A 24,688-nucleotide genomic window follows, 5' to 3' on the forward strand; every position below is an offset into this window, starting at 1 on the left:
ATTTAAAAAGTTACATTCAGCAACCTTGTCGAGGTGCACATGGGATCAGAAGCCAGGATCTCAGTTGATGCCCTTCCAGGCGCATTGCTGAGACTCGGGCCTGATGGCCACATAATCGATCTTAATGAAACCGCTGAACGATTATCTTGCTGCTGTGAGCAGGATACGAGTTTTGCCGATTGTCTGAACGATGCCGATCGGTGTGAACTCGAATGGCGACTCTCCAGCAAGGGAAAGCTCCCCACTGAAGATTGCGAGTTTGAGGTAACAATTGATGATCGCCTCTATCGCCTCCAGTTTGCGCGCAGCACTAATCCGGATGGCTCACGCTTCATCCAGATTGCCGACATCTCGGAATATCGTTCCTTGTCTGAGCGAGTCGCATTCAATGAACAGCGTTACCGCTCTTTGTTTGCCCAGAATCCTGATGCAGTTTGTCGGCTCGACCTGAACGGCCGGCTGGTTGAGGTAAACCACTGCACGGAACACCTGACAGGCTATTCTGCCAACCAGCTTCTTCGGCATCACTGGGATTCCATTGTAGAAGAACCTGATCGGGAGGCAGCGAAAGAATGCTTTGAAGCCGCCCTGGACGGCAATCCTGCAGGCTACGTCTGTAAAGTGCGAAACAGTGACAACCAGAAGGCCATTGCGCAGGTCACCTACATGCCGATCGTTGTGAAAGATGAGGTTGTGGGTGTGTTTGGGGTAGCCCAGGACAAAACCGAGAGTTACAAGCTTGAAGAGAGCCAGAGGTTGCTTCAGGCCTGCATGTCACAGATTCAGGACGTCATTATCATTACCGAGACCGATCCTCTGGACCCACCGGGGCCAAGAATCGTCTATGTAAACGAGGGCGTCGAGCGGATGACCGGTTACAGGCCCGACGAGGTTTTGGGAAACAATCCCCGGATGTTTCAGGGGCCTGACACCGACAATAAAACTCTGCGGCGCATTCGCAAGTCGCTGGAGCACGGCCGTCCAGTCAAAGAGGTGGTAGTGAACTATTGCAAGGACGGCGTGCCTTTCTGGAATGAGATCGAGATTGTTCCGATACCCACGATGAGGAACACTGGACGTTCATACTTTGCCGCCGTCCAGCGGGACATCACCGTCACGAAGCAACGGGAAGCCAAGTTGCGACACTCAGAGGAGGAGCTCAGGCGCTTGAGCAGGGCCCAGGAGGGGATTCTCGAGCAGGAAAGAAGACGGATTGCGCGAGACTTGCACGATGAGCTTGGGCAGACTTTGACAGCGCTGAAACTGGAGCTTGGTGTTGCCGTCAAGGAAATGGCAGACCTGCCGAAACAACACCGTATGCGTCTTGATAATGCCATCGATCACTTTGATGCGGCGGTGGAAAAGGTGCGTGAAATTTCAGCGAATTTGCGACCGCCGATGCTGGACGACCTTGGATTCGAAGCTGCCGCGGAATGGTTTCTGGAGCGATGTGCCGGTCGGGAAAAATTCAAGGTGCAATGGAACCCAGATCCGGCTGGCGAGTGCCTGGTGGCGGGCGAAGTCGCTACAGCGTTGTTTCGAATTCTGCAGGAATGCATGACGAATGTAACCCGCCATTCCCGCGCCTCCCACGTGAAGGTGCGCTACTGGGAGCAAGGGGGCCTCGGAACCCTGGAGGTTTCGGATGACGGCGTTGGTTTCGACCCAGGAAAGGTAGGCGCGTCAAGTTTCGGGCTCGTTGGGATCAGAGAGCGCGTTGTCATGTTTAGGGGCGACATGGTGGTGGAATCAGCACGAGGGAAGGGTACCAGGATCCAGGTCGAGCTACCGCTTGGGAGGAAACTTGATGATTAGCGTGTTTGTAGCTGACGACCACAGCATCGTTAGAGAAGGAATGCGGTCGTTGGTTTCGTCTGCGGCAGATATGGAAGTGATTGGTGAGGCAAGCGATGGTGATAAGGCCCTCGATCAGGTTCCCAAACTGGGTCCGTCTGTTTTCCTGATGGACATGTCCATGCCTGGTTGCTCTGGCCTGGAACTGATTGAAAAGCTGTGCCGGAGAGCACCTGATACAAAAATACTGGTATTGAGCATGCATCGTGAAGACCACTACGCAATCCGGACCATCAGGGCAGGTGCCCGGGGCTTTATCACCAAGACTCGACCTCCGGACGAGCTTTTGGATGCCCTGAGAAGAGTAGCCAAAGGGGATCTGTACATTACCCAGGAGCTGGCCAATAAATTGGCGATGGGAGCGTTGACAGGAAAGTCCGACGAAGAGCCGCACACTCGAATGACGAAACGGGAGTACGAGATTTTCCTCGATCTCGCTCGAGGAATGACGGTTGGCGACATCGCCGATAAGTTGTGTGTGAGCTCAAAGACCGTCAGTACACACAAAGCGCGACTAATGGAGAAGCTGGGAGCTCAGAGTGTTCCGGATCTGGTGCGTTACGCCCTGGCTGAGGGACTGCTCTGACCCGTTGTAGGGCAATCCCTACAACATTTCCGTTCTCTCCTGATGGTTTTTTCACGACTTATCCGGCATTTTGCGATTGGTGATCTCAACTCAAAATGCAGGACATCGAAAATGAATCCAGTCTACGACCTGGCTTGTCCTGACGCATTTTCCGGGGACAAAGCGATGGCGGCGCCGCAACAGGGCCAGCTGTGGGCTGGGATGACCTCGGTTAATGCCTCTGACACCTACTCGTCCGATTTAACTTCGAGCCAGCCGGTCAGGCGAGAGCTCTCAAAATTGGCCGCTGAAGCCAATCTCCGGGGCTGCCACTCAGCTGTTGTGGTTCTTAAGCTGAATGACCTGGGGCAGATTAACTGCTGGAGTGGTTATGAAGCGGGTGATTACGTAATTCAGGAAGTGGTAAGGAGAATCCGGGCAAGTTTGCCAGATGGTCGATTAATCGGCCGCATGGGAGGCGGTTGTTTCCTCGCTTTCACTCGGATACCCAGTGAACGGAGTGCGTTAGGCCGATTGATTGACGGTCTGATCTCCAGAGTGTCCAGCCCCGTGGATCTGCCGACCGGAGAGTTGCCTTTAAATTGCAGGGTTGGCATAAGCCTCATGCCACAGGATGCGATCCATGGAGATGAGTTACTGAGGAACGCCGAGCTGGCGGTTCGTCATGCGAAGTGCAGAGCATATGCCTTTTACTCCGAACAGCTGCGAGCGCATCAGAGCAACCTGGCTGTTTTGCAATCGGCGCTTGTAGGAGCGCTGGACCGGCAGGAATTCCAGCTTGCTTATCAGCCGCAGGTTTGCCTTGAGACTGGTAAAGTATTCGGAGTCGAGGCGCTGCTCCGTTGGCATTCGCCAGAACTGGGGCAGGTCCCGCCTGACCGATTTGTCCCTGTTGCGGAGAAAACCGGACTGATGCCAGAGCTGGGCGACTGGGTCCTTGTCAGCGCCGTCCGTCAGGCCCGGCGCTGGATGGAGGCAGGCACACCTTTGCGGGTTTCGGTCAATATCAGTGCAACGCAAATGCAAACAGGGGCATTTCCCGCAAGAATCCAACAGATTCTGAGAAGGAACAAAGTGCCGGCCGCGATGATCGAACTGGAAGTTACCGAGAGCATGCTGATCGACAATGTGGAGCAAAATCGGGCTATCCTTGAAGAAATCCGGCAATCTGGCGTAAAGCTGGCTCTGGATGATTTCGGAACAGGCTATTCCAATCTTGCCTATTTGCAGCACTTTGTTTTCGACACCCTGAAAATTGATCGCCTGTTTACCAAATCCCTCTCTGGCAATGATTCGAGGGATGTGTTGGTACGAGCAATCATCGCAACAGGTAGGGAACTTGTAAGCGACATCATCGCCGAAGGCGTGGAGACAGAGGAGCAAAATCAGGTGCTCCAAAAACTTGGGTGTTCGAAAATGCAGGGTTACCTTTTCGGTCGTCCAATGACAGCGGAGGATGTTGAGCTTCAGATCAACAGTGAGTCCCAGTATTAGGTTTAGTTAAGGTGCATCCAGCCTGACCTCGCTGCTACAGTCCAGAGATATTTCAGGAGGGCTGAACGATGTTGAACCGGACTTACGCGTTTGCGATCGCTTTTTTTACAATGTTTTCAGGGGCTGTTCTGGCCGAAAAATTGTCCGATGATTCCTCGGTGGAATCGCTTAAAGAGGAAACCCGGGAGTTGGGCGAGGCGCTCCACGAGACGGTTCTGACCAGAAGGAGCAGGCCGAGGACTCGATCAATAGAACACTGTCTGCCCTGGACAAACGTATCCAGGAACTGGAACAACAACTTTCCGAAAACTGGGACGATATGAGCGACACCGCTCGGGAACGGTCCCAGAAGAGTCTGGAGTCTCTGCGTGAGCAGAGGGCGCGTGTGCAAAACTGGTACGAGGAACTGAAAGAGAGTTCTGCATCCGCCTGGGAGCGGGCTCGCAAGGGTTTCTCCGAGGCCTATGAAGCGCTCTCAGAGCAATGGAACAGCACCGAAAAGGAGCTGGATGAGGACGCCGGAAAGCGCTCTGAAAGTATCTGATCCAGTAGTGCGCCGATTATTTTACTTCCGTCCGGTCATGAAGTTTCCTCGGGAACTGGTTCGGGCGGAAGTCTCTTTCCCGCCAAATTTTCCATTAGCCGGCAGGTCACCAGGTCTCCCGTCACGTTGATCGCGGTCCGGCACATATCCAGAATCCGGTCCACGCCCATGATCAGCGCAATGCCGCTGGGCGGAATGCCTACGGTCTGGAGTACCATCGCAAGGATCACAATGCCTACCCCAGGCGTGGCCGGGGAGCCGATTGAGGCGCCCACGGCCATGGCAACCACAAGCGCCATGCTTCCCATACTCAGATCAATACCATAGACCTGTGCCAGAAAAATCGTAGCCACGGACTGATAGAGTGCGGTGCCATTCATGTTGATGGTCGCACCCAGTGGAATCACGAACTGGGAAACTGAGGGCCGCACCCCCAGTTTGTCTTCGGCCGTTCTGATGGACAGGGGCATGACGGCCGCCGAGCTGGATGTGGAAAAGGCCAGCAAAAGCACATCCCGGGTGTCTTTCAGAAAGCGAACGGGGGATTGGCCGGCGAGGAGCTTCAGGATCAGCATGTAAACGCCCAACAACACCAGCAAACCCACAATAACGGTTGCGACATAAGAAGCCATGCCCAGCATTGCGCGGAATCCGAGCGTGGTTGTCAGTTGGGCCATGAGGCCGAACACAGCAATCGGAGCCAGGCGCATCGCCCAGCGGACAACGGTCATGCAGATTTGCTGGAGGGAGTCGAGCAGGTCCAGCATGGGCCTGGATTTTTCCGGAGCCATGCTTACCAGGGCGATGCCGACAATGATGGAGAAGATCACCACCTGGAGCATCTGGCCCTCAACCATCGCGTCCAGGGGGTTGCCCGGTAACAGGCCGATCAGGGTCTTGGGCAGCTCGTCGACACCGGGCATGCTGGCAACCGGCGCACTGTCCTGGGGTGTTGCCGCCGGGGTGCCAAGGCCCGTCATCATCCTCCCCGGGTTGATCAGGTCGCCGATCCAGAGACCTATCGATGCCGCCATGGCCGTGGTGACTACGAAGAAACCGGTTACCCTCAGGCCGAGCTTGCGCAACTGTTCCAGGTCCTCGCTGGCGGCGAGCCCGCGAACTACCGAGGCAATCACCAGGGGAATGACAATCATCTGGATCGTGGCGAGGAACAATTGCCCGGGGAAAGCCAGCCAGTTGCCAATCAAGGTGCCGGTGTCCGGTTCCACCAGTCCCACGGAGGGGCCGAGGAGCGTTCCCGTGATCAAACCCAGGAACATGCCGATCAAAACCTTCAGCCAGAGCTTTCCCTGCACCAGCCCCGAGAGGTAGCTGCTGAGGTGACGAAGTGGCCGTGGATAAAAATCGTTCGTCTGGATTGGCATTACTCTGAACCATCCCTGTTTCTCTGGAACGCCATACAAGGATAGTCGATGCGTGCGAAAGTCTCGTGAGACAGATCAAACCTGCATCAAGTCGATTTCTTCAGGAGTAAGAGGGCGGTATTGGCCGGGTGCCAGGGAATCGTCCAACCGGATCTTCCCCATTCGCTCCCGATGCAGCGCAGTTACGCGGTTACCGGCGGCATGAAACATCCGCTTTACCTGGTGGTAACGGCCTTCGTAGATGGTCACCCTGGCTTCGCAGGGGCCCAACAGGTCTAGTTGAGCGGGTGAGGTGGTGAGTTGCTCATACTCGAACCAGATCCCTTCCGCGAATCGTTGAGGCGTGTACGGAGAAATCGGATACGCGGTGCGGACCCGATAGACTTTCGGGATCTTGATGCGCGGTTCGGTAAGTTGGCGAGACCAGCGGCCATCATTGGTGAGAATCAACAGCCCGGTACTGGCCCGGTCTAGCCGTCCGGCAATGTGTAAATCTTCGCGCAGTTCCGGCGCTATCAGTTCCATCACGGTTGTGTGCGTGTGATCGAGGGTGGCGCTCAGGAAGCCCGCCGGCTTGTGCAGCATGAGGTAATGGCCGGGTTCCGCCTTCTGAACGATTTCGCCGTCGACCTTCACACTGGAAAAGCGGTCCACTTCGGCAGCAGGATCCCCGCAGGCAACGTCATTCACGGCAACCCGACCCGATGCGATCAGGAGCCTGGCCTGACGACGACTGACGCCATTCTGGTTGCTCAGAATTCTCGAAAGCTTCATGGTGTGAATCGGCTATGCTGAAGGTAACCCCGACAATAATACGAGGAAATTCCATGCCATTCTCTGTTGATCATCTTGCCGAACTCAATTTGCTGGGTCAGTTTCCCTCTACTTCCACCCAGGAAGGCCTCAAGGTACATGCTCATTCGGCGGCCCCGGAGACGGTGAGGGCGGCCGAAAGCCTGCACGCCAAGGGGCTGATCAGCCAGAAAGACGGCGGTTATCTCACCCCACTGGGCGCAGAGGCAGTAGACCTGACGCAGAAGCTTCAGTCGATTCTCAGCAGCGGCTGAACCGGAGATGAGCCTGCCCGCACTTTGAGCCCGGGCGTCTTCACAGGGTAGGGTGTGGGCATGAGGAACTGGAAGAAATCGCCCTTCCTGTGGATGGGCGGCAGCATAGCCGGTGTCGGACTGATCGTCGGTCTGCTCTATGCGTTCGGGGTTCATCAGCAGGTGTTTGACCTGTTGCGCTGGTTCGATACCCAGGGCGCGTGGGCAGCTTTCCTGTTTATTGGCATCATGGTGCTTGCCATGGTGCTGCTATTGCCGGGTGTGCTGCTGACCACCGGTGCAGGTTTCGTGTTCGGTGTGCTGGAAGGCACCGCGTATGTGGTGGTGGGCACCACCCTGGGCTCGGCCATCGCCTTCCTGATTGCCCGGCATTTTCTGGGCGAGCATGCCCGGGTCTATATTCATAGTCGCGCCCGGTTGTCTGTGGTGAGCAATGAAATGGTGCCCCATGGATGGAAAATAGTGCTGCTCACCCGTCTGATTCCCTTCTTTCCGGGCAAGCTGTCCAATTTTCTGTTCGGTCTTACCAACTTCTCGTTCGGCGGATTTGTTGCCGGCACCTTTCTGGGCGTGATTCCCTTTTCCTTGCACAACGTGTACCTGGGTTCGCTTGCCGCCGACCTTTCTACGCTGGGGGTGCGGGAAACCGGCCGTACGCCCCTGGAGTGGGCTATTTACAGTGCCGGTTTCGTAGGCACGGTATTGGCCGTGGTGTTTCTCAATCGTCTCGCGCGCCGGGCCCTGGCCCGTTACAAAGTTGAAACCGAACCAAAGGAACAGGAGGCAAACGAATGAGCTGGATGAAGTGGCTGCCCTGGCGTTATGTGGTTAAGCGTGTGGCCCATCGTCATGGTTTTCTGGATCCGATAGCGCTGCTCGGTAAGCTGCACAGTTTTGCCCAGCCATCGGAAGTCGGTGAGCCCATCGAGCTGCTTCGAGCAGGCGTGGTGTTCCACGCTCGGGGGCTGATCAACAGCCGTGTTATCCAGCACAACCTGGACTGGGTCTGGCCCTACTGGGTAGAGCGCCAGTTTGACCCTATGGATCAGTCCTTCATTCCCCGCGCATTTTCGATCACCCATATCAATCTCAGTAACCGCAACTGGACGGCGATCGGCCAGCCGGATGTGGATGAATTGCCGGTTGTGGATCCCCGTGGATTGCTGACGCCGTTCCACGACGGCTGGTCACTGGATGCCTGGGTCCTGGCGGACGACGGCCGATGTCTTTTACCTTCTCGAAGCAACACGGCCCGGCAGCGCCAGGAATTCGAGGATGGCCCCTGTATCGTGACCGAATCCGAATTGAACGGTCTGAGCCTGACCAGTCGTTCCCGGGTGGTGGTGGAAAAGGGCCGGCCGGTGTGTGAGATGGTCCTGAAGGCGCGGTCGGAGACATCCGGGTCACTGGCGCTTTCGCTGCGTCCGGCCAACCCCGAGGGGATCAGTTTCATCAATCGGGTTGGCCTGTCAGAGCAACGTGATGCATGGAGCGTGGATGGCCGGCAGGCGGTCTTTTTCAGTCGACCCGCGGAAAGCCATCACGTGTCAGACTATCGCCGGGGCGATGTTCGCATTCACCTGCAGGATAAGGAAGACCAGAGCCGGGGCGAATGCGATGTCGGAATGGTGACAGCCGCGGCTCTGTTCGCGCTTCAGGCCGGCGAAGAGTCGGAACTGACGGTAAGGATTCCGCTGAAGGATGAGTCGGCGCCGACCATCCGCTCGGATGGCTGGGAAAGCGCCATTGGGGAGTACGCCCGGCTGGAGTGTCCGGACGAGAACTGGCAGTTTCTCTACCAGGCGGCTCTTCACTCACTGGTGCTTCATTCTCCCGAAGATGTTTACCCCGGGCCCTACACCTACAAACGGTTCTGGTTTCGCGATGCCGCCTTCATCATCCATGCCTTGCTATGCGCAGGTCTGACCGACCGGGCCGAGCGAGCGCTTTACCAGTTTCCGGCACGACAACTCAAAAGCGGCTATTTCCGCTCTCAGGAAGGGGAGTGGGACGCCAACGGTGAGGTGCTCTGGATTCTCAGACGGTTCCATGAACTGACCGGTCGGCCGCTGCACCATGAATGGCAGGAGCCCGTGCGCAAGGGCGCCCGCTGGATCGAGAACAAACGTCTCAGCGACACTATTGATGAGCCCCATGCCGGTCTGCTGCCCGCCGGATTCAGTGCCGAGCACCTGGGGCCCAATGATTATTACTACTGGGACGATTTCTGGGGCATTGCCGGCCTCAAGGCGGCGGAAGCAATGCTTGCCCCGGTTGACCGGGAAACCAGTGAGCATTTCGGTGCCGGTGCCCGTGAGTTCAGCCAGACCGTTGACCGCAGCCTGGCAACCTGCGAGCAGCGACTGAAGCGACCGGGAATGCCAGCTTCGCCCTATCGCCGTCTGGATGCCGGCGCCATCGGCTCTCTGGCGATGGGATATCCCACGCAATTGTGTGAACCGGATGATCGCAGATTGCTCGACTGCGTCGAGTTTCTGCTCGAAAAATGCTTTGTGAAAGGCGCCTTCTATCAGGACATGATTCATTCGGGCCTGAACGCCTACCTGACCCTGCACGTGGCGCAGGTGCTGCTGCGCGCGGGTGATCCGCGGTTCCTGGAGTTGGTGGATGCGGTGGCCGGGCTGGCTTCACCAACGGGACAGTGGCCGGAAGCGATCCACCCTGCGACCGGCGGCGGCTGCATGGGCGATGGCCATCATGTCTGGGCGTCCGCAGAGTGGGTGTTGATGGTGCGTAACTGCTTTGTCCGGGAGGAAGGTGATCGCCTCATTCTCGGGGCCGGTATTCCTCCGCGCTGGCTGGCTCAGGAAAAGCCAATCCGGTTTGGTCCCGCACCAACCAGTTTCGGAACCATATCCATCACCATTACGCCAAGGCCCGGTGCCTCGCCCGATGTGTCCTGGGAAGGCCGCTGGCATGACTCGGAACCTGACATCGAGGTAAGGCTGCCGGACGCGGAAGACTGACAAACTGTACTGGTCGCGAAACCGGATTTCTGTATCTGTTTTGTTTGCCTGCTAACTTATAAAGTAGAAGGCTTATAAATACATTGAATCCGGTTGAGGTTCATGCGCTCACTGTTCTTCTCGTTTTTCGTGCCCGCACTGTTTGTCTGGTTGTGGAGTACCGGTTTTATCGGCGCCAAATACGGCCTGCCGTTTGCGGAGCCGTTTACGCTTCTGCTGATCCGCATGTTGCTGACGCTGGTGGTACTCGGGGCGCTGGCTTGGGTTATGAAAACCCGTTGGCCGGGCTGGCGGGGAGCCGGGCATCTTGCGGTCACCGGGATGCTGGTGCATGGCTGCTACCTCGGCGGGGTCTATTACGCGATCCAGGATGGTATGGCGTCCGGGATTGTATCGTTGATCGTTGGTTTGCAACCGCTGGTGACGGCGGCGGCTGCCGTCGTGATTCTCAAGGAGTCCGTGAGTGTCCGGCAGTGGGTCGGCCTGACCCTGGGGCTGGTCGGTGTTGCGCTTGTGCTGTTGGAAAAATTTGGCGTCAACGGTTCAGACTCGTTGTATTCCCCCTGGAGTCTGCTTTGGGCCGTTTTTGCACTTGCCGGTATATCCATGGGGACCGTCTATCAGAAGCGGTATGGTACCAATGCGGATCTGGTGGCGGGCACCCTGATCCAGTTTGCGGCAGCGGCCGTCCTGTTTGCCATTGGAGCCTTTGCCCTCGAAACCCGGGAAGTCGAGTGGAGCCTGCAGCTGCAGCTTTCCATGGCCTGGCTTGTCATCGGTTTGTCCACCGGTGCCGTTCTTCTGTTGATGTGGCTGATCCGCCAGGGCGCAGCTTCCCAGGTCGCCAGCCTTTTCTATCTGGTGCCACCGGTTACCGCGCTTGAGGCCTATCTGTTGTTCGATGAGCGTCTGGGCGGGCTCGCCATGACGGGCGGCCTGATCGCCATCGTTGGCGTGGCATTGGTTGTCACCCAGAAAAAACCGGCTTAGCCAATGTTCCCAGGGGTGATTGACACATGACGGAAGTGACCAAAGGCGTCTGGTATGGACTGGGCGCCTACACCATCTGGGGCTGCTTTCCTCTGTTTTTTGCCCTGTTCGAGGGCGTGCCTGCCTTCGAGATTCTGATTCACCGGATCATCTGGTCCTGCGTTTTTCTGGCCGTGGTTATCAGTGGCCTGCGTCGCTGGCCGGCGGTTAAAGCCGCATTGGCGAATCCCACCCAGCTCTGGCGGGTGCTTGCCTGTGCCGTGCTCATTGCCGCCAACTGGGGCATCTACATTTATTCCGTGGAAACCCGCCATGTTCTCCAGGCCAGTCTGGGTTATTTCCTGACGCCGCTGGTGAATGTGGCGCTCGGGATGCTGGTGCTTCGTGAGCGTATGGGGCCATGGCAGATGGCGGCCGTTTTGCTTGCCGGCGTCGGAATTCTGATCCAGTTGGTGATCCTCGGTGAGCTGCCCTGGATTTCCCTAGCTCTGGCGATCAGTTTTGGCACCTATGGCCTGGTTCGAAAGCAGGTGATGCTGGATGGATTATCCGGATTGTTTGTCGAAACCATGTTGCTGCTGCCGGTTGGCCTGCTGACCTTTGGCTGGCTTGCCAGGGAGGGTATGTCCCACTTCGGAGATAGCGCTTATATAGGCGCGCTGTTGATGGCCAGCGGTATTGTGACTGCCATCCCGTTGTTGCTGTTTGCCGGTGCTGCCCGACGTCTGCGGCTGGCGACCGTCGGTTTTCTGATGTACATAAACCCGACCCTGCAGTTCTTCATTGCCCTGCTGGTTTTCGGCGAGCCACTGAGTGACGTTCAGTTGATCAGTTTCGTGGTGATCTGGATCGCACTGGGCCTGTACAGCTGGTCGTCCTGGCATTACCGGCCGCGGGTGCCGGTTGGCCAGGACTGACATCGCCACCGTCAGGCCTGCATTTGTCAGGACAGGGTAGCGAGCAGACCGTTGATCGCCCGGGCGAAGGCCACGGGTGAATCCTCCTGGAGAAAATGGCCGCCTTTGAGGGTCACGTGGGGTTGGTCCTTTGCGCCCGGGATCCGCTTCTGCATATACGCATCGCCGCCCCGGGTTATCGGATCGCCGTTGCTGAAGGTGGTCAGGAAGGGCTTTTCCCAGCGCTCAAGCACCTTCCAGGCGTTGCGGTTGGCCTCGCTGGCGGGGTCGTTGGGGTGCATCGGTACCAGTCGGGGAAAGGCCCGGGCGCCGGCTTTGTATTTCTTGCCCGGAAAGGGCGCATCATAGGCGCGCATTTCATCGGGGCCCAGCTTGCGGAAGGAGCCGGTGTTTATGATCCGTGCGATGGGGAACCACGGGCTGTGCAGGGCGAAGTTCTTCCATATTTTGAACGCTGGCGGCGCTTTCTGGTCGCCGGTGGGCAGCATGCCGTTGCCGACCACGATGGCCCGAAACCGGTCGGGATTTTCCGCGGCCAGCCGCAGCCCTAACAGAGACCCCCAATCCTGGCAGACCAGAGTGATATTGTTCAGGTCCAGTTGATCCAAAAACGACTGCATCCAGTCCATGTGTTGCTGGTAGGAGTAGTCGTTGATCGCCGTGGGTTTGTCGGATTTGCCGAAACCGATCAGGTCCGGTGCGATAACCCGGTGTCCGGCCGCCGCGCAGATCGGAATCATGTGACGGTAGAGGTAGGACCAGGAAGGTTCCCCGTGCATCATCAGAATCGGGCTTGCCTCTGAGGGACCTTCATCCACGTAGTGCATTCGCAGACCGCCTACCTCCAGGTAGTGGGGCTCAAAGGGATAGTCCAGCAGTCTTTCAAAGCGTTTCTCCGGGGTTCTGACAAAATCCATCGCGCTTGCCTTGTTGTTCATTATTGTGAGGGAATGGTCGCAAGGATTGTGCTGGAGCAGGGGAGCAGAGACAAGCGCCATGGCTTATTGGCTGATTTGCAATTCCAAGGCGGGTGATGGTGCGCGAGGCCGGGACTTCTGGCTGGACCGCCTGGCATCTGCGGGTATCCGGGATCTTCACTGCCATGACTTTGAAGAGGCTGACTGGACCGACAATCTGGGCGCCCGGGATACCGTTATCGTTGCAGGGGGTGATGGCTCCGTAAACCGTGCGGCTGCTGTCTGCCGGGCGACAGGCGCCACGCTGGCCATTCTGCCCTCTGGAACGGCCAACGACTTTGCGCGGAATCTCGGCCTCCCTGACCAGCCGCAAGCCCTGTGCGAGCTGATTGCCAGCGGCACCACGCAAACGGTCGACGTTGCAGACTATGGCGATGGCATCTTCCTGAATGTTGCCCATATCGGCATGGGAACCTTGCCTGCGAGGGAGTCCCATGGTGCTGAGAAAAAAGTCCTCGGGCGTTTCAGCTACGGTGTGGAATTGCTGCGTCGGTTGAACGCAAAGCGAGGTTTCCGGGCAACCATCCGATGCGACCGGGGTGTGGTCAAGGGACGGTGGCTTTCCATCGCCGTGGCCAGCGGCGCTTTTTTCGGGGGCGGCAACGAGATTCCCGAGGCGTCGGCCAGCGATGGTCAGTTGGATATCATCGCCATCCGGCCACGACCAATTCTTCAGCTTCTGTTGACCTTTCTGATGGTCCGCCTGAACAGGCAGGCTCCGCAACGCACCAGCACCCTGGTCCATATCAAAAGCCAGCGCTGTCTGGTACATACCGGCAAACCGAAAACGGTGACGGCCGATGGTGATGTGGTCTCCCGGACCCCTCTCAACGTAGTGTGTAAGCAGGGCAGCCTGCGTGTGATCGGGTCGAAGGTCGTTAGCACCGCCGCCAACACTGAAGACAGATTAGGTATGCCCGGCACCGCATGAAGGGTTGCAGTAGGGTTGATAAAAGGTGGCGGGCTTTCAGATACGTTTTGTCACTGACTTTTCCCGCAGGAAGCGCAATCATGGGCTTTGCTGGCATAATCAACCATGATGGCTGACATTAAATGCCAGAGTGTCGCTTTTGCAACCATATTTCTGATTTCTGGCCTACCGTTGCGGCCGCCTGACTCCCGTTCCAGCTGAATCGTCGAAAAGGACTAGAGAATGCCCACAGAAACTGCATCGCTCTCCTCGAAGGTAATCAAAGGCATTAAAACCGGCATCATCGCCCTAACGCTGTCTGCCATCGGTCAACCGCTTCTTGCCGCCGAGCGTCTGTATATCTTTACCGAAAACTACCCTCCCTATAACGCCTCTGAAACCGGAAAAGGCTTTGCCCATAACGAAGAGGACATTACCGGCATTTGCACGGATATGGTGAAAGCCATGCTTTCCCGGGTCGACTACGACTATGTCATGAAGATGCGGGACTGGAGTTACGCCTACAACTGGGTTCAGGACAGGGAAAATCATGGGCTTTTTTGCACCGCACGCACCGATGAGCGGGAAGACCAGTTTCAATGGGTTGGGCCCCTGGCATCCATTAAGTGGACCCTCTTTGCGGCACCGGATTCCGACATCACACTGGACTCCCTGGAAGATGCCAAAGACCTGAGGATCGCAGGCTACAAGGGCGATGTGATGTCCGAGTACCTGGCCGATCAGGGTTTCAACGTAATCATGGGTATTTCCGGGGACGTGAATACCCGTCGTCTGACCCTGGGCCAGGCGGATCTCTGGGTAACCGATGGTCTGGTTGGTCCCCTTGTGGCGGAAGAGGAGCACGGGATTACCGGGCTGAAGCCCGTGCTGGTGTTCCGGGAAACGCCCATGTATCTGGCATTCAGCAACAAAACTGATCCGGCGGTGATCGAAGATCTTCAACGGGCTCTGGATCAGGCCCGTGAAGCAGGAGAGATCGCCCGCATTGCGTCGAGCTACGAGTAAGCATCCAGCGTTGCGCGGAAATGTCAGAACCAGAGCCCGATCTGCGGATCGGGCTCTTTACGTTCGATCATCAGGCCTTTCTGTTCGAGCAGGCCAATGAGCTTTTCAGTGTCCTCAATATTCAGGAAGCCGCCAATTGAAACCTCTGTATCCCGATGGGTAAGTGACAGTTTGGCCGGCGTGAACGGATGCGGCGGTGATTGGATCCGAAGCCGTGCATAGCGGGTTGGGAGCGTCCATTCTGCCTGCTTGCGTTTTCTGCCCTTCTCCAGATGAATGTCGTCACGGCTAATGGAGAGAACCTCCTGCCGCTGGCACGCCCGGGATGTGAGGTAGATGCCGCAGGCAAGCGCAACAAGTTCCAGCCCGGCAAACGGGATGATTACCCAGGCGCCAATGAGCGTGAACCCCGTGGCTATGAGGGCTGAAAGGACAAACAGGGCGGCCCAGATTTTGACATTGCCATGCCAGCTCAGGGAGCGGTTGGGGGTAAGAATTAGCCGGAAGCCGTCCGGATGTGGCAAGCGTTCCACCATGGAATCTGCCTCAGTATTAACGCGCCGCTTGACTTGATGATAGTCAATTATACGGTGAGCGCGACCTGATCAGATCTGGCAGTTGGCTGGCGGAACGGTCTCGAAAACCGAGCGGGCAGCCGCCAGCTGACTCTGCAGCGAGGCAATGCGGGTATCGTGATTCGGGTGGGTGGAGAGAAATTCCAGCGGTTGTGCGCCCGAAGCCCGCGCCATATTCTGCCAGAGGCGAACACTCTGGTCCGGTTCGAAGCCGGCTCGGGCCATGATTTCCAGACCCATCAGATCCGCCTCTTCCTCATGGGCACGGCTGAACGGCAGAGTGATGCCCAGTTGGGCACCGATGCCGAGGGCCTGCTGAATCTGGTCCTCAGCAATTTCGCTCTCGGTGAACAGGCCGATCAGCAACATGCCGGCTTGAAGACCCAGTTCCTGGGTCAGCCGTTCATTGCCATGATCGGCAAGAACGTGGGCAATTTCGTGGCCAACGACCGTGGCCAGTTGCGCCTGATTCTCCGCGATCTCCAGAAGGCCTGAATGCACGCCGATCTTGCCTCCGGGCAGGGCGAAGGCGTTAGGTGTGTGGTCCTCAAAGACGGCCACCTCCCAGGATTGGGGCATCGGTGCCCCGGGATATTCTGTCTGGGCCGCACTGACCAGGGCCTCTGTAATGCATTGTACAAGGCGGTTGACATCTGGTCTTGTGATTACCGGGTTCTGCTGCTTCATCTGCTCGAAGCTGTCCTGGCCCATGTCCGCCAGAACGGCGTCGGGAACCAGGGCCAGCCGGTTCCGACCGGTGGGAGATTCCTGGCAGCCGGTCAGGAATGTGACAGTTACGAGGATAAGCAAAAGCGATTTCAAGCAGCGCTCCGATACTGTTGCTGGAGATTGTACTGTCAGCAACAGTAGCGTTATTTTCGTCTCTTTGTAGTGGTTCAATGATTCCGGACACCAACGTAGGTGGTAAGATCGCCACCATAAACGAGGTGTCTGATGACCAGAAAGCGACGTTCTTTTTCTCCTGAGTTCAAACAGGAAGCAGCCAGCCTGGTGCTGGATCAAGGTTACACGATTCCCCAGGCGAGCGTGTCCCTGGGAATTGGTGAAAGCGCTATCCGGCGCTGGGTTAACCAACTGACCGAGGAGCGTGACGGTGTCACCCCAAAGGGTAAGGCTTTAACCCCGGAGCAGCGTCGGATTCAGGAATTGGAAGCCCGCTGCAAGCGCCTTGAGCAGGAGAAAGACATACTAAAAAAGGCTACCGCTCTCTTGATGTCGGACGACATGAATCGTACGCGCTGATAGACCAGTTGAGTGAGCAAGTGCCTGTTGAAATGGTCTGCAATGCGTTCGATATCAGCCGTTCCAGCTATTACGAGTATCGCCAACGGCGGAAGCACGTGGATGTTGAGCGTCTGGCCCTGAAGGCTCAGGTGAACCGCCTGTTTACCAAGAGCCGCAGTTCTGCTGGCAGCCGGACAATCAAAGGCATGCTCAACGACGACGGCGTTGTCATTGGTCGCTTCAAGGTTCGACGATTGATGAGTGAGCTGGGGCTGATCTGTAAGCAGCCGGGTCCTCACGCCTACAAGCAGTCGACCGTTGAGCGGCCGGATATCCCGAACCATCTGGCTCGTGAGTTTACGGTAGACCGGCCCAATCAGGCGTGGTGTGGTGACATCACCTATGTCTGGAGCGGCCAGCGGTGGAGCTATCTGGCTGTCGTGCTGGATCTGTATGCCCGCCGCGTTGTTGGTTGGGCGATGTCATCCAGCCCCGATGCCGATTTGGTGGTCAAAGCTCTGGACCACGCGTGGGAACAGCGTGGTCAGCCAGAGAAGGTCATGTTCCACTCGGATCAGGGAAGTCAGTATGCCAGCCGTAAGTTCCGCCAGAGGCTCTGGCGTTATCGAATGACACAAAGCATGAGCCGACGTGGCAACTGTTGGGACAATGCCCCGATGGAGAGGCTGTTCCGGAGCCTGAAATCTGAATGGATACCGGCCCCGGGGTATCCGAACCTGCCCGAGGCCAAAAAAGATGTGGGTGGCTATCTGATGGACTACTACAACCGGCAAAGACCTCATACGTTCAACGGTGGCATCTCTCCCGTTGCAGCAGAGGAAAACCTTAAAATACTGTCCGGGATTAGTTGACCACTACACTTCGCACTAACCGGTAGGCCAATACAGCGTCTTTAATCGGGCACATCGGAGACACTGTCGACCACCGCCGCGTAAAGATCCCGCGTGGACGCCAGGGCGCCATCGTGCACCTCCTGGGCGGACAGTACCTTGCCGTTGGCAGCCTGCAAAGGACGGGTGGCGGTGGCGCTGGCGACGACGGTCGGCGTGTATCCCAGATTGAAGCCGCCGTGAGCGGTCGAGTTGACGCACATGTGGGTCATGAACCCCGCAAGGATGATGTTTTTCACGCCTTTGGCTTTGAGTTGCTCATCAAGGTCCGTCTGCACAAACGAGTTCGGGAAGTTTTTGGTTATCACCGGCTCGCCCTCGATGGGCGCGACAACATCGGCTATGGCCCCGATGTGATCATTGATGTCATAGGGAGAGCCGGGGCCGGCATCGTGCCGGATGTGAAAGATCGGGATGCCCAGTGCCCGGGCTCGTTCCAGCAACTTTTTCCCTTCTTCCAGAGCGTTCTCGACCCCTTCAAGTTTCATGATGCCTTCGCGATAGGTGTTCTGGCAGTCGATCATGATCAGGGCGGATTCGGAAAGGCTCGAGGGAGTGTGGCCGAGGCCTTTAAGGTCCCGTAAGGTAGTGGAGGCTGTTGTCATGGTTGTTCTCCTGTTGTTGGTCTGCAAGGAATAAGTGCAACATGGGGCGTTCAGGTGTTACATACGACAATAAACCCGTTTCGATGGGTCTTTGGTAGGATAGGTTCAGATGAATCTGGGGAAGGGCTGATATGCGGGTGATGTTGCTGGGTGCTACCGGTTTGACCGGTGGCAAGGTGCTGCAGGGTTTGCTGGGCAGGGACGAGGTGTCACAGGTGGTGGCACTGGTGCGGCACAAGCTGCCTACGCTGCATGACAAACTGGCACAGCATGAAGTCGATTTTGATCGCCTGGAGGATCACTCCGAACTCTTCGATGTCGATGTGATTATCTGCTGCCTGGGCACCACCATCAAAAAAGCCGGCTCGCAGGACCAGTTCCGCAAGGTGGATCTGGGGTACCCTCTGAAAGCGGGGGAGCTGGGCCGCTCCCAGGGTGTGAGGGCGTTTATCCTGATGTCCGCCATCGGCGCCTCATCCTCGTCGACCATTTTCTATAACCGGGTGAAGGGCGAGCTTGAAGACGCCCTGAGAGATCTCGACTATCCCTACCTGTCCATTTATCACCCCAGTCTGTTGCTGGGCGACCGGAAGGAACAGCGGACCGCCGAGGCTTTGGGGATAAAAGCGATGCCGCTGGTCAACCGCCTGTTGATTGGTCCCCTGGATAAGTACAGGGGCATTGAGGCGCAAACGGTGGCTGATGCCATGGTCAATGAGGCCTGCAGCCTGGCCTCAGAACCGGCCGCCGAGCAGGTGGTCCAGACTCGCGAGTACGATGAGATTGTCCAGCTGGCCGGTTGAGCCGGTTATTTGCCGTTCAGAATACCGAGGACCAGGCGGCCGGCCAGGCCAAGCAGAATGGCGCCAAAGATACGCTCGAACCACACGGCCTTCTGCCTGAGCAGGGTAAGCCATTTCGGGTTGGAGAAAAGCCAGGCAACAATCAGGTACCAGCTGGTATCAATGACAAGGGCGGTTGCGGCGTAGCCGAACTTGGCCATCAGGCTGGTGTCGGTGCCCACGACCTGGCTGAAAAGCGCCAGAAAGAAGACGGCGATTTTCGGGTTGAAGAAGGCAATCAGAAAGCCGTCGCGGGCGGCACTCTTGGTGGTAGGCGGCTCGGGCAGTTCGTCATCCGGCTGCCGTTTTGCCATCAGCCCTTTCATTCCCAGCCAGGCGAGATACAGGGCGCCGCCCCACTGCAGGATTGAAAACGCCGTTGGCGAGGCGGTGATTATGGCGGCCAGCCCGAGAATGCTAAGGAAGGCATAGATGCCGACACCGATGCCGTGGGAAAGGGCGGTAATGACGCCGTTGCGTCGACCGCCGGTAAGCGTCTGTTTGAGAACCAGGGCCAATGACGGGCCCGGTGACATGGCGCCCAGAACGCAGATGGTGACAACGGCCAACCAGGTGGCAAGCGTCATGATGAGTCAGTCCTTTGCAAATGAAACAGGCTGCCAAGTCTAGCAGCCTGATCACCGTCAAAAACCTGGAAACTGCAACCAGTTCAATACTCACTCACCGGCCAGAATCCAGCGGGCGGCCTTTTCGGCAATCATCAGGGTTGGGGAGTTAGTGTTGCCGCTGGTGATGGTGGGCATGACCCCGGCATCCACCACGCGCAGTCCGGCCACGCCCCGGACCCGAAGGTGCGGGTCGACTACTGCCTGGTCATCATCGGCCCGCCCCATGCGGGTTGTTCCCACCGGGTGAAAGATCGTAGTGCCAATATCTCCGGCGAGCTTGGCCAGTTCGTCGTCGGTCTGGTACTCAATGCCTGGTTTGAATTCCTCGGGCTGGTACTGCTGGAAGGCCGGTTGTTCGGCAATACGTCGCGTCACCCTCAGAGAGTCGGCAGCCACTTTGCGGTCTTCCGGCGTACTCAGGTAATTAGGCGAGATGGCCGGCGCCTGCTTTGGATCGTTACTGCGGATGCGCACAGTGCCCCGGCTGGTGGGGTTCAGGTTGCAAACGCTGGCGGTGATGGCCGGGAAATTGTGAAGTGGTTGGCCGAATGCGTCCAGGCTCAGGGGCTGAACGTGGTATTCGATGTTGGCGTGCTTGTACTCCTCGGAGCTGCGGGTGAACAGGCACAGTTGTGACGGCGCCATGCTCATGGGGCCGGAACGGGTGAGGAGATACTCCAGGCCGATACGGGCCTTTCCGATCAGGGAGTTGGCCATGGTGTTCAGGGTTGTGGCGCCTTTTACCTTGTACACGGACCGGATCTGCAAGTGATCCTGGAGGTTCTCCCCAACGCCAGGAAGGTCGGTAACCACATCAATTCCGTGCTCGTTCAGAAGGTCGGCAGGGCCAATGCCGGAAAGCTGGAGCAGCTGAGGTGAGCCAATGGCGCCCGCGGACAGGATGACTTCTCGTTTTGCCCGGGCGATGACGTCATCGCCGCCGGAGCGCTCGACCCGGACGCCGACACAGCGGGGCCCTGAGCCGGAGTTCTCTGTTTCCAGGCCCAGCACCTGGGTTGAGTGCCACAGGGTCAGGTTGGGGCGCTTTTCGGCGTCCCTGAGGAATGCTTTGGATGTGTTCCAGCGCCAGCCGGAGCGCTGGTTTACTTCGAAGTAGTCCACGCCCTCGTTGTCGCCGCGGTTGAAATCCCGCGTACGCGGTATGCCAGCCTCAACGCAGGCGGTAGCGAAGTCCTCCAGCACTTTCCACTTCAGGCGCTGGTGCTCCACACGCCATTCGCCGCCGTGGCCGTGGTACTTGTAATGCTCAGGGTCAGCATCGCCGCCATCATCAAGACGATAATGGTCCTCGTGGCGCATGAAATCGGGAAGGCAGTTATCCCAGTTCCAGGCGTCCTCGCCGGTTATCTCGGCCCATTGGTTGTAATCTCGGGCCTGGCCGCGAATGTAAAGCATCCCGTTGATACTGGAACACCCCCCGAGCGTCTTGCCCCGCGGGTAGATCAGGGAGCGGCCATTCAGGCCGGGGTCCGGCTCGGTGCGGAAGCGCCAATCCGTGCGTGGGTTGTCGATGCAGTACAGATAGCCGACCGGGATGTGAATCCAGTGGTAGTTATCCCGCCCGCCTGCCTCAATGAGCAATACCCGGTTCTCCGGGTTCGCGCTCAGGCGATTGGCAAGCAGGCAGCCGGCTGAGCCGGCGCCTACCACGATATAGTCGAATTCCTGCTGTCCCGTTGCATTATTGTTGTCGGGCATGGCGCTCTCTCCGCAGCTGCGTCAGTCGTTATTTGGCTGTTGGCATCACAAATTCGGCGCCGGCATCAATGGAATCAGACCAGCGCTGCATGATGGATTTCTGGCGCGTGTAGAACTTTACGCCCTCTTCGCCGTAGGCGTGGGTATCGCCGAACATGGAGCGCTTCCAGCCACCAAAGCCATGCCATGCCATGGGTACCGGGATGGGAACGTTAATTCCGACCATGCCGACCTGGATCCTGCGGCCAAATTCCCGAGCGACGCTGCCGCTCTCGGTAAAGCAGCTTACGCCGTTACCAAATTCATGATCATTGATCAGGCGGATGGCGGTGGCGATATCCGGTACCCGGACACAGGCCAGAACCGGGCCAAAGATTTCTTCTTTGTAAATCGTCATCTCGGGCGTGACATGATCAAACAGTGAACCGCCCATCCAGAAGCCATCGGCACAGCCCTCGCCAGTGTTCGATGCATCGAACTCACGGCCATCAACCACCAGTTCAGCGCCTTCGGCCACACCTTTGTCAATGTAGCCGGTAATACGCTGGTGTGCGGCGGCAGTCACAATCGGGCCCATCTCGGCATCAAGCTGTTCGCCGTTTTTCACTTTCAGGGCGCGGGCTCTTTCGGCAAGCCGGGGCATAATCTTGTCGGCAACATCGCCAACAAGCACGGCCACACTGATGGCCATGCAGCGTTCGCCGGCACTGCCGTACGCGGCACCAATCAGGGCATCAACCGCTTTGTCCAGATCCGCATCCGGCATGACGACCATGTGGTTCTTGGCGCCGCCAAGGGCCTGAATGCGCTTGCCGTGTTTTGCGCCTTTCTCGTAGAGCAGGTTGGCAATGGGTGTAGAGCCGACAAAACTCAGGGCCTGAACATCGGGATGTTCAATGAGGGCGTTCACCGCCTCTTTGTCACCCTGGACCACATTGAATACGCCATCGGGCAGGCCAGCCTGTTTCAGCAGGTCGGCAATCATCAGGGACGCGCTTGGGTCCAGCGGGCTGGGCTTCAAAACGAAGGTGTTCCCTGCGGCGATCGCTACCGGAAACATCCACATGGGCACCATGGCCGGGAAGTTGAAGGGGGTTACGCCGGCGACCACGCCCAGGGGCTGGCGGGTGGTCCAGTTGTCGATTCCGGTGCTGACCTGCTCGGTGTAATCGCCCTTCAGAAGCTGGGGAATACCACAGGCAAACTCGACAATGTCGATGCCCCGGGCCACTTCGCCCTGGGCGTCTGTGAACACCTTGCCGTGTTCCGCGGTGATGGCGCGGGCCAGATCATCCTTGTGCGTGTTCAACAGCTCCAGAAACTTGAACATGACCCGTGCCCGGCGGATGGGCGGGGTGTCGGCCCACGCGGGGAAGGCTGCATCGGCAGCAACAACAGCAGCGTTCACATCCTCGCGGTTGGCCAGGGCCACCCGTCCGGTTACCTGGCCGGTAGCCGGGTTGAATACCTCCTGGGAGTGGCTGGATGTGCCGGGAGATATTTGGCCATTAATATAATGCTGGATGGTTGCTTCGGTCATGGATGCCTCTGTCTGTTCGTGCTCAGCCTCTAAAAAGGGACAGAATGTTTGATTCTGCGGGCTAAAATGAGCGTTGATTAATATCTGACCATATAGGTTAGGGGTGGCTATTGGGTAAAGCAATTGAGATTTTTAAAAGCACAATATAAGTTAATCTTATATCGTGTCCTGTAAGCGAGGTCTTCTATGCATCCCCTTCAGAGCCTTCGGGCATTCGTTACCGTGGCGCGGGAGGGTAGCGTTTCCCGTGCAGCAATTCGCCTTCACCTGACCCAGCCCGCCGTTAGCCTGAAGCTTAAGCAATTGCAGGATGAGTTAGGGCTGAAACTGTTTCTACGCAAACCCCAGGGGCTGGTCCTGACACCGGATGGCCAGGCTCTGCTCCCGCCGGCAGAGAAAGCGCTGGCAGCCGTGGCCGCCTTTGAGCAGAGCGCCCGGGCAATGCACAGCACGCTGCGAGGGCGATTGCGCATCGGTACCATTGTGGATCCAGAATTCATCCGTCTCGGTGCGTTTCTGCGCCGGTTGGTCGAACGGGCGCCTCAACTGGAGACCGAACTAAGGCAGGGCATGAGCGGCAGCGTATTGGAGCAGGTACGGGATGCCCGGCTCGACGTCGGCTTTTTTCTGGCTCCGCCGGGTGTTGGGCCGGGGTCACTGGCACCCGATGTGACTCATCGTGAGCTGACCCGGTTCAACTATTATGTTGTTGCCCCCGCGGGCTGGGGGCCGAGAATTCGGTCTGTGCAATGGTCTGATCTGGCCACCATGCCCTGGATTGTGACGCCCGAGGACTCCGTTCATCACCGGCTACTCAAAGGCACTCTGGATCCCATGGGCTTAATGCCCCGTGGCGTGGCTCAGGTCGATCAGGAGGCCTGCATGCTGGACCTGGTTCGGGCCGGAGTGGGCCTCAGCCTCGCCAGGGATGCGCTGGCCATGGCTGAGCGCCAGGAAACCGGTCTGGAAATTGTCGATGGGGTACAGTTGCCTTGCGCACTCAGTTTTATATGGCACCGGGACCGGCAGGACGAGCCGCTGATAGCCGAGGCGCTGGAAGCCCTTGCGGGCGTCTGGGCTGTTAGCCCAGCGTAGCATCCAGGAACATCATCACCGCGAAACCGACCATCAGGCAGAAGGTGGACATGATCTTCCACTGGCGATGGTGAGTTTCCGGGACGATCTCATTGCTGATGATGAACAGCATGGCGCCCGCTGCGAAGCCCAAGGTCCAGGGCATCAGGGGCTCGGCCAGCCACACCAGGGTAGCGCCGAACAGGCCACCCAGGGGTTCGGCAAGGCCGGTCATGAGGGCGATGGCGAATGCCTTGGTACGGGAATAGTCGATGGCAAGCAGGGAAAATGCCACGGCCAGCCCTTCCGGGATGTTCTGAAGCCCGATGCCGGTGGCCAGCACGTACCCGTTATTGACGTCGCCGCCAGCAAAACCGACACCCACGGCCATACCCTCGGGAAAGTTGTGAAGGGTGATGGCGACAATGAAAAGCCAGATGCCGCGAATATAGGAGGCGTCCGGTCCCTCCCGGCCCAGCTCGAAGTGCTGGTGTGGGAGTCTCTGGTGAACGAAATAGAGCGCGGCAGCTCCAGATAGCAGACCGAAAATGACGATCAGGGCGGAAGTCCAGGTTTCGCCGGTAATCTGCTCCCCATACTCCAGTCCTGGCAACAACAATGAAAAAAATGAAGCTGCGAGCATGACACCCGCGGCCGACGCGAGCATTCCGTCCTGCAGTTTATGGGTCAGGGTGCGAACAAGGAACACGCCCAGAGCGCCGACGCCGCTGGCGAGGCCAGCCAACAGACTGGCCATGGTTCCCAGCCAGACAATACTGATGTCAGAGGTCATTCAGTCTCCCTTTCGCTT

25 protein-coding genes are annotated in these 24,688 nt (G+C 57.8%); 14 read left to right on the forward strand and 11 right to left on the reverse strand.

Features of this window, described 5'->3' with window-relative positions:
* Window positions 1–39: 39 nt before the first annotated feature.
* Window positions 40–1,815: a PAS domain S-box protein gene (locus tag ABNF92_RS15960; protein ID WP_349342694.1), complete on the forward strand. Its 1,776-nt coding sequence runs from the start codon at window positions 40–42 to the stop codon at window positions 1,813–1,815.
* A complete protein-coding gene (locus tag ABNF92_RS15965; RefSeq protein ID WP_349342695.1) occupies window positions 1,808–2,440 on the forward strand; it encodes a response regulator transcription factor in 633 nt (210 codons plus the stop codon). Before ABNF92_RS15960 ends, ABNF92_RS15965 begins: the two co-directional genes overlap by 8 nt.
* 633 nt (window positions 2,441–3,073) lie before the next feature.
* Here the strand turns inward: ABNF92_RS15965 and ABNF92_RS15970 are convergent.
* Window positions 3,074–3,289: a hypothetical protein gene (locus tag ABNF92_RS15970; protein WP_349344118.1), complete on the reverse strand. Its 216-nt coding sequence runs from the start codon at window positions 3,287–3,289 to the stop codon at window positions 3,074–3,076.
* Between ABNF92_RS15970 and ABNF92_RS15975 the strand changes: the two genes are divergently transcribed.
* A complete protein-coding gene (locus ABNF92_RS15975) occupies window positions 3,197–3,934 on the forward strand; it encodes an EAL domain-containing protein (protein WP_349344101.1) in 738 nt (245 codons plus the stop codon). The two genes, ABNF92_RS15970 and ABNF92_RS15975, sit on opposite strands and share 93 nt — an antisense overlap.
* A 319-nt stretch (window positions 3,935–4,253) precedes the next feature.
* Window positions 4,254–4,478 carry a hypothetical protein gene (locus ABNF92_RS15980; RefSeq protein WP_349342696.1) on the forward strand — a complete coding sequence of 75 codons (225 nt, stop codon included), beginning with the start codon at window positions 4,254–4,256 and terminating at the stop codon, window positions 4,476–4,478.
* A gap of 35 nt (window positions 4,479–4,513) precedes the next feature.
* Here ABNF92_RS15980 and ABNF92_RS15985 read toward each other — a convergent pair whose 3' ends face one another.
* Together ABNF92_RS15985 and ABNF92_RS15990 are read right to left on the reverse strand one after the other, a co-directional pair.
* Window positions 4,514–5,863: a dicarboxylate/amino acid:cation symporter gene (locus ABNF92_RS15985; protein ID WP_349342697.1), complete on the reverse strand. Its 1,350-nt coding sequence runs from the start codon at window positions 5,861–5,863 to the stop codon at window positions 4,514–4,516.
* 75 nt (window positions 5,864–5,938) lie between these two features.
* A complete protein-coding gene (locus tag ABNF92_RS15990) occupies window positions 5,939–6,637 on the reverse strand; it encodes a pseudouridine synthase (RefSeq protein ID WP_349342698.1) in 699 nt (232 codons plus the stop codon).
* A gap of 53 nt (window positions 6,638–6,690) precedes the next feature.
* Between ABNF92_RS15990 and ABNF92_RS15995 the strand changes: the two genes are divergently transcribed.
* The 5 genes from ABNF92_RS15995 to rarD all read left to right on the forward strand — a co-directional run bounded on the left by ABNF92_RS15995 (window position 6,691) and on the right by rarD (window position 11,824).
* Complete coding sequence (locus ABNF92_RS15995) at window positions 6,691–6,930, forward strand: TIGR02647 family protein (protein WP_222465091.1); 240 nt, start codon at window positions 6,691–6,693, stop codon at window positions 6,928–6,930.
* 60 nt (window positions 6,931–6,990) lie between these two features.
* The gene (locus tag ABNF92_RS16000) at window positions 6,991–7,725 is read left to right on the forward strand and encodes a TVP38/TMEM64 family protein (protein ID WP_349342699.1); all 735 of its coding nucleotides are present in this window, start codon (window positions 6,991–6,993) and stop codon (window positions 7,723–7,725) included.
* A complete protein-coding gene (locus ABNF92_RS16005) occupies window positions 7,722–9,917 on the forward strand; it encodes a hypothetical protein (RefSeq protein ID WP_349342700.1) in 2,196 nt (731 codons plus the stop codon). Before ABNF92_RS16000 ends, ABNF92_RS16005 begins: the two co-directional genes overlap by 4 nt.
* Before the next feature lie 102 nt (window positions 9,918–10,019).
* Window positions 10,020–10,907, forward strand: a complete 888-nt coding sequence (locus ABNF92_RS16010) for a DMT family transporter (protein WP_136631426.1) — start codon at window positions 10,020–10,022, stop codon at window positions 10,905–10,907.
* Window positions 10,908–10,933: 26 nt separating this feature from the next.
* Window positions 10,934–11,824, forward strand: a complete 891-nt coding sequence (rarD, locus tag ABNF92_RS16015; RefSeq protein ID WP_136631425.1) for an EamA family transporter RarD — start codon at window positions 10,934–10,936, stop codon at window positions 11,822–11,824.
* 26 nt (window positions 11,825–11,850) lie between these two features.
* Here rarD and ABNF92_RS16020 read toward each other — a convergent pair whose 3' ends face one another.
* On the reverse strand, window positions 11,851–12,741 hold the full coding sequence (locus ABNF92_RS16020) for a haloalkane dehalogenase (protein ID WP_136631424.1): 891 nt from the start codon (window positions 12,739–12,741) through the stop codon (window positions 11,851–11,853).
* 79 nt (window positions 12,742–12,820) lie between these two features.
* Between ABNF92_RS16020 and ABNF92_RS16025 the strand changes: the two genes are divergently transcribed.
* A complete protein-coding gene (locus ABNF92_RS16025) occupies window positions 12,821–13,732 on the forward strand; it encodes a YegS/Rv2252/BmrU family lipid kinase (RefSeq protein WP_349342701.1) in 912 nt (303 codons plus the stop codon).
* 222 nt (window positions 13,733–13,954) lie between these two features.
* Window positions 13,955–14,737: an ABC transporter substrate-binding protein gene (locus tag ABNF92_RS16030; RefSeq protein ID WP_349342702.1), complete on the forward strand. Its 783-nt coding sequence runs from the start codon at window positions 13,955–13,957 to the stop codon at window positions 14,735–14,737.
* 23 nt (window positions 14,738–14,760) lie between these two features.
* Here the strand turns inward: ABNF92_RS16030 and ABNF92_RS16035 are convergent, their stop codons facing one another.
* Both ABNF92_RS16035 and ABNF92_RS16040 read right to left on the reverse strand, forming a co-directional pair.
* Window positions 14,761–15,273 (reverse strand): DUF2244 domain-containing protein, encoded by a 513-nt coding sequence (locus tag ABNF92_RS16035; RefSeq protein WP_349342703.1) that lies wholly within the window; start codon window positions 15,271–15,273, stop codon window positions 14,761–14,763.
* A 69-nt stretch (window positions 15,274–15,342) separates the two neighbouring features.
* On the reverse strand, window positions 15,343–16,134 hold the full coding sequence (locus ABNF92_RS16040) for a M48 family metallopeptidase (protein WP_136631421.1): 792 nt from the start codon (window positions 16,132–16,134) through the stop codon (window positions 15,343–15,345).
* Window positions 16,135–16,266: 132 nt separating this feature from the next.
* Here ABNF92_RS16040 and ABNF92_RS16045 point away from each other — a divergent pair.
* Window positions 16,267–17,429, forward strand: a protein-coding gene (locus tag ABNF92_RS16045; RefSeq protein WP_349342704.1) for an IS3 family transposase whose coding sequence is annotated in 2 segments (ribosomal slippage) — window positions 16,267–16,522 and window positions 16,522–17,429 — 1,164 coding nt in all. Because the reading frame shifts where the segments join, the coding sequence is not laid out codon by codon here.
* 41 nt (window positions 17,430–17,470) lie between these two features.
* On the opposite strand, the gene ABNF92_RS16050 is transcribed toward ABNF92_RS16045, so the two are convergent.
* Complete coding sequence (locus ABNF92_RS16050; RefSeq protein WP_136631420.1) at window positions 17,471–18,073, reverse strand: cysteine hydrolase family protein; 603 nt, start codon at window positions 18,071–18,073, stop codon at window positions 17,471–17,473.
* A gap of 131 nt (window positions 18,074–18,204) precedes the next feature.
* Here ABNF92_RS16050 and ABNF92_RS16055 point away from each other — a divergent pair, with 131 nt between their 5' ends.
* A complete protein-coding gene (locus ABNF92_RS16055; RefSeq protein WP_136631419.1) occupies window positions 18,205–18,876 on the forward strand; it encodes an NAD(P)H-binding protein in 672 nt (223 codons plus the stop codon).
* 5 nt (window positions 18,877–18,881) lie between these two features.
* Here the strand turns inward: ABNF92_RS16055 and ABNF92_RS16060 are convergent, their stop codons facing one another.
* From ABNF92_RS16060 to ABNF92_RS16070, 3 genes are all read right to left on the reverse strand, one after another.
* Window positions 18,882–19,502: a LysE family translocator gene (locus tag ABNF92_RS16060; protein WP_069182908.1), complete on the reverse strand. Its 621-nt coding sequence runs from the start codon at window positions 19,500–19,502 to the stop codon at window positions 18,882–18,884.
* Between the two features lie 90 nt (window positions 19,503–19,592).
* Window positions 19,593–21,263 carry a GMC family oxidoreductase N-terminal domain-containing protein gene (locus ABNF92_RS16065; protein WP_349342705.1) on the reverse strand — a complete coding sequence of 557 codons (1,671 nt, stop codon included), beginning with the start codon at window positions 21,261–21,263 and terminating at the stop codon, window positions 19,593–19,595.
* Window positions 21,264–21,291: 28 nt separating this feature from the next.
* Window positions 21,292–22,803 carry a CoA-acylating methylmalonate-semialdehyde dehydrogenase gene (locus tag ABNF92_RS16070; RefSeq protein WP_349342706.1) on the reverse strand — a complete coding sequence of 504 codons (1,512 nt, stop codon included), beginning with the start codon at window positions 22,801–22,803 and terminating at the stop codon, window positions 21,292–21,294.
* A gap of 186 nt (window positions 22,804–22,989) precedes the next feature.
* On the opposite strand from ABNF92_RS16070, the gene ABNF92_RS16075 reads away from it, so the two are divergent.
* Window positions 22,990–23,898: a LysR family transcriptional regulator gene (locus tag ABNF92_RS16075; protein ID WP_349342707.1), complete on the forward strand. Its 909-nt coding sequence runs from the start codon at window positions 22,990–22,992 to the stop codon at window positions 23,896–23,898.
* Here ABNF92_RS16075 and ABNF92_RS16080 read toward each other — a convergent pair.
* The gene (locus ABNF92_RS16080) at window positions 23,885–24,670 is read right to left on the reverse strand and encodes a ZIP family metal transporter (RefSeq protein WP_349342708.1); all 786 of its coding nucleotides are present in this window, start codon (window positions 24,668–24,670) and stop codon (window positions 23,885–23,887) included. The two genes, ABNF92_RS16075 and ABNF92_RS16080, sit on opposite strands and share 14 nt — an antisense overlap.
* Window positions 24,671–24,688 lie beyond the last annotated feature (18 nt).

This window comes from Marinobacter sp. MMG032, from assembly GCF_040112695.1.
Taxonomy (GTDB): Bacteria; Pseudomonadota; Gammaproteobacteria; order Pseudomonadales; family Oleiphilaceae; genus Marinobacter; species Marinobacter salsuginis.

Coding starts and splice junctions, on each gene's coding strand:
- ABNF92_RS15960 (WP_349342694.1), top strand. CDS start 40: ATGGGATCAGAAGCCAGGATCTCAGTTGATGCCCTTCCAGGCGCATTG.
- ABNF92_RS16005 (WP_349342700.1), top strand. CDS start 7,722: ATGAGCTGGATGAAGTGGCTGCCCTGGCGTTATGTGGTTAAGCGTGTG.
- ABNF92_RS16070 (WP_349342706.1), bottom strand. CDS start 22,803: ATGACCGAAGCAACCATCCAGCATTATATTAATGGCCAAATATCTCCC.
- ABNF92_RS15995 (WP_222465091.1), top strand. CDS start 6,691: ATGCCATTCTCTGTTGATCATCTTGCCGAACTCAATTTGCTGGGTCAG.
- ABNF92_RS15985 (WP_349342697.1), bottom strand. CDS start 5,863: ATGCCAATCCAGACGAACGATTTTTATCCACGGCCACTTCGTCACCTC.
- ABNF92_RS16080 (WP_349342708.1), bottom strand. CDS start 24,670: ATGACCTCTGACATCAGTATTGTCTGGCTGGGAACCATGGCCAGTCTG.
- ABNF92_RS16060 (WP_069182908.1), bottom strand. CDS start 19,502: ATGACGCTTGCCACCTGGTTGGCCGTTGTCACCATCTGCGTTCTGGGC.
- ABNF92_RS16050 (WP_136631420.1), bottom strand. CDS start 18,073: ATGACAACAGCCTCCACTACCTTACGGGACCTTAAAGGCCTCGGCCAC.
- ABNF92_RS16000 (WP_349342699.1), top strand. CDS start 6,991: ATGAGGAACTGGAAGAAATCGCCCTTCCTGTGGATGGGCGGCAGCATA.
- ABNF92_RS16035 (WP_349342703.1), bottom strand. CDS start 15,273: ATGGTGGAACGCTTGCCACATCCGGACGGCTTCCGGCTAATTCTTACC.
- ABNF92_RS16030 (WP_349342702.1), top strand. CDS start 13,955: ATGCCCACAGAAACTGCATCGCTCTCCTCGAAGGTAATCAAAGGCATT.
- ABNF92_RS16010 (WP_136631426.1), top strand. CDS start 10,020: ATGCGCTCACTGTTCTTCTCGTTTTTCGTGCCCGCACTGTTTGTCTGG.
- ABNF92_RS15965 (WP_349342695.1), top strand. CDS start 1,808: ATGATTAGCGTGTTTGTAGCTGACGACCACAGCATCGTTAGAGAAGGA.
- ABNF92_RS15990 (WP_349342698.1), bottom strand. CDS start 6,637: ATGAAGCTTTCGAGAATTCTGAGCAACCAGAATGGCGTCAGTCGTCGT.
- ABNF92_RS16065 (WP_349342705.1), bottom strand. CDS start 21,263: ATGCCCGACAACAATAATGCAACGGGACAGCAGGAATTCGACTATATC.
- ABNF92_RS15980 (WP_349342696.1), top strand. CDS start 4,254: ATGAGCGACACCGCTCGGGAACGGTCCCAGAAGAGTCTGGAGTCTCTG.
- ABNF92_RS16020 (WP_136631424.1), bottom strand. CDS start 12,741: ATGGATTTTGTCAGAACCCCGGAGAAACGCTTTGAAAGACTGCTGGAC.
- ABNF92_RS16025 (WP_349342701.1), top strand. CDS start 12,821: ATGGCTTATTGGCTGATTTGCAATTCCAAGGCGGGTGATGGTGCGCGA.
- rarD (WP_136631425.1), top strand. CDS start 10,934: ATGACGGAAGTGACCAAAGGCGTCTGGTATGGACTGGGCGCCTACACC.
- ABNF92_RS15970 (WP_349344118.1), bottom strand. CDS start 3,289: ATGCCAACGGAGCAGCGCCTCGACTCCGAATACTTTACCAGTCTCAAG.
- ABNF92_RS16075 (WP_349342707.1), top strand. CDS start 22,990: ATGCATCCCCTTCAGAGCCTTCGGGCATTCGTTACCGTGGCGCGGGAG.
- ABNF92_RS16055 (WP_136631419.1), top strand. CDS start 18,205: ATGCGGGTGATGTTGCTGGGTGCTACCGGTTTGACCGGTGGCAAGGTG.